General features: G+C 49.4%; 4 protein-coding genes. All 4 read left to right on the forward strand.

Annotated elements, in window-relative coordinates; translation table 11 throughout:
- The coding region (locus tag ACTHUT_RS16160; protein ID WP_440419060.1) for a glycosyltransferase at positions 1-1064 on the forward strand (1064 nt) is incomplete at its 5' end.
- On the forward strand, positions 1057-1674 hold the full coding sequence (locus tag ACTHUT_RS16165) for a sugar transferase (protein ID WP_070749487.1): 618 nt from the start codon (positions 1057-1059) through the stop codon (positions 1672-1674). The genes ACTHUT_RS16160 and ACTHUT_RS16165, both read left to right, overlap by 8 nt.
- The gene (locus ACTHUT_RS16170; protein WP_070749488.1) at positions 1661-2635 is read left to right on the forward strand and encodes an ATP-grasp domain-containing protein; all 975 of its coding nucleotides are present in this window, start codon (positions 1661-1663) and stop codon (positions 2633-2635) included. The genes ACTHUT_RS16165 and ACTHUT_RS16170 overlap by 14 nt, the downstream gene beginning before the upstream one ends.
- Positions 2628-3320 carry an HAD family hydrolase gene (locus ACTHUT_RS16175; protein WP_049350765.1) on the forward strand — a complete coding sequence of 231 codons (693 nt, stop codon included), beginning with the start codon at positions 2628-2630 and terminating at the stop codon, positions 3318-3320. The genes ACTHUT_RS16170 and ACTHUT_RS16175 overlap by 8 nt, the downstream gene beginning before the upstream one ends.
- Positions 3321-3362 lie beyond the last annotated feature (42 nt).

The raw sequence follows: 3362 nt of genomic DNA on the forward strand, positions 1-3362 counted from the left end.
TTACCAGCAACTTCAAGCACTACGACAAATCTTTCAGACGGCCCGAAGATGCCGAGGCCGCCTCACAAGGCCGTCTGAAAGTCATGCTGTTGGAAGAAAGCGGATACAGCAAAAACGTGTCTTTAGGACGCGTGACCAGCCATCACCGCTTCGTCAAACATTTTGAAAAATGGTTGGAAAACTGCCGTCCGGGCGAACAAGACGTCGTCTTTTCCGCCTATCCGCTGATTGCCACCAACCTGCTGTTGGGCAAACACAAAGCGCGTTTGGGTTACAAACTGATTGTCGATGTGCAGGACGTATGGCCGGAGTCTTTCTCCTCGGTCGTACCGTTTTTGAAAAAAGTACCGCACAACCTGCTGCCCTCTGCTTCACGCGCCAACCAAGCCTACCGCTACGCCGACGCGCTGGTTGCCGTATCGCAGACTTATCTCGACCGCGCCAAAGAAGCCAATCCGAACGTACCCGGTGAAGTCGTCTATATCGGTGCTGACTTTCCCAAACTCGATGCCGCGCCTGCCAAAGATTTTGGCGACGATAAAACCCGCTTTTTCTACTTGGGCACGCTCAGTTACAGCTATGACGTGGAAACCGTGTGCAAAGGCGTTCGCAAGCTGTTGGACGCCGGCGAAAACGTCGAGTTGCACATTATGGGCGGCGGCCCCGATTTGGACAGGCTCAAACAATACGCCTGCGACGGCATCAAGTTTTACGGCTACATTCCTTACGCCGAAATGATGTCGGTCGCCAAAGGCTGCGACATCTCCGTCAACGCCATCCATTCTTACGCCATGCAGTCGATTACCAACAAACTCTCCGACTATATGGCTTTACAAAAACCGATTCTGAACAGCCAGGTCAACGACGAAGTTGCCGAAGTCCTTACCCTGCTGCCGCATGCGAACTACCGTTCCGGCGATGTGGACGGTTTCGTTCAAGCCGCCAAAGATATTTTGAAGCGCAAAAACGATCCTGTTCAGTCCGAAGAAATCGTCCGCCGCTTCAAACGCGACGTTGCCTATCAAAAAATCGTCAACCTGATTGAAAGATTAGCTCATGAATAAATTTTTCAAACGCCTGTTTGACATTGTTGCCTCCGCTTCAGGGCTGATTATCCTGTCGCCTGTGTTTTTGATTTTGGTGTACCTCATCCGCAAAAACCTAAGCTCGCCCGTGTTCTTCATCCAAGAGCGGCCGGGCAAAGATGGCAAGCCGTTTAAAATGATTAAATTCCGCTCCATGCGCGATGCAATCGATAAAGACGGCAACCCGCTACCGGACAGCGAACGCCTGACCGATTTCGGCAAAAAATTACGTGCCACCAGTTTGGACGAACTTCCTGAATTATGGAATGTCTTAAAAGGCGAGATGAGTCTAGTTGGCCCTCGTCCGCTGCTGATGCACTACCTGCCGTTGTACAACGACTTCCAAAACCGCCGCCACGAAATGAAACCGGGCGTGACCGGTTGGGCTCAAGTCAATGGCCGCAACGCCATTTCATGGGATGAAAAATTTGCCCACGATGTTTGGTACATCGACAACTTCAGCTTTTGGCTGGATATTAAAATTTTGTTCCTGACGGTTAAAAAAATCTTCGTCAAAGAAGGCATCTCAGCCGAAGGAGAAGCCACCATGCCTTATTTCACGGGTAATAAAACTGATGAAAAAAAATAATATACTGATTCTGTCGGCAGGTCGCCGTGTCGAATTGGTGCAGGACTTTCAAACCGAAGCCGCACGTTTTTCAGACGGCATCGGCGTTTTTGCCACTGACCTCAACCCACACATGTCTTCTGCCTGCCATGTTGCCGACCGCGCTTTCAGCGTGCCGCGTATCGATGCAGCCGAATACATTGACAGCATTCTCGAGCTGGCCCAACAACACGACATCGGTCTGATTGTGCCAACCATCGATACCGAGCTGCTCAAACTGGCCGAAGCACGTGACCGTTTTGAAGCTGAAGGAATACATATTGTCATTTCCGATGCAAAGCTGATTACCCTGTGCTGCGACAAGCGCCTGACCGCAGGCCTGTTTGCACAATACAGTATCCGTTCGCCTGAAATTTACGAACGTGACCGCCTGGTTTTCCCATGTTTTGCCAAGCCTTATGACGGCAGCCGAGCCATCGGTGCGAAAAAAATCAACACACCGGCTGATTTGACTGTCGACATTACCGAAGACCCGAAAATGATGTTCGCCCAATACATCGATATCGAGAATACTTTCTCCGAATTTACCGTCGATATGTATTACGACCGTCAAGGCCGTCTGAAATGCGCCATTCCTCGCGAACGTTTGGAAGTGCGTACCGGCGAAGTCAGCAAAGGCGCAACCCGACGCAATGCCCTATATGAAGAGCTGGTTGAAAAAATGGCCGTATTGGAAGGCGCACGCGGCTGTATTACCGCACAATTCTTCGTCAGCAAAACCGACAGCACGACCTACGGTGTGGAAATCAACCCGCGTTTCGGCGGCGGTTTCCCGCTGACTTACGCAGCAGGCGGCAACTATCCGGGCTGGCTGATTCAAGAATACATCGGCGGCCAAGACATCCCTTTCTCCGACGACTGGGAAAACAATTTAATCATGCTTCGTTACGATGCTAAAGTTTTGGTAAGAGAACATGATTAAGCCGGAAGAATCCGTCATCGTCTTCGATCTTGACGATACGCTTTACTCTGAGTACGACTACAAATGCTCCGGAATACAGGCAGTTGTAGGGATAATTACGTCGCTTTATCCTCAATACAATGCCGACGTACTAAATGAAATTGCAGACAATAAAAGTAAAGACTGGCTCGATAATTTGTGCCATCATTGCAAATTAAACGAATTAGAGAAACAATCACTTTTGTGGCAATATCGACTACACAGGCCTGTTATCCGACCCTATGTCGAACCGTCTTTTTTACGGAAGCTGATGCGCCCTTTTGCCGCACGCGCCCTGATTACAGACGGCCGCAGTCTGACACAGCGTTTGAAAATACAGGCCTTGGGGTTGACCGATTTGTTTGACGACATTTTGATTTCGGAAGCCATGCAATCGGAAAAACCCGAAGATAAGCGTTTTGTCTTCCTGCAAAACAAATATCCGGCTGCAAAACATTTCATCTACATCGGCGACAACATCAAAAAAGATTTTGTCGCACCCAACAAACTGGGGTGGCTCTCCATTGGCATCATGCCTAAGCCGCACAATATTCATCAAGCCGATCCCGAGCAATACGGTCATGAATACCAGCCCACCCTTTGGATAAACACCCTGGAAGAATTGACTACACTGACAACTTCCGCCACCGAAAAAGCAAATGCATAAGGGACATTTCTCCATGAAAATCTTATTTATGGGTCGTAAACA

The organism is Neisseria sp. P0022.S010 (assembly GCF_051956635.1).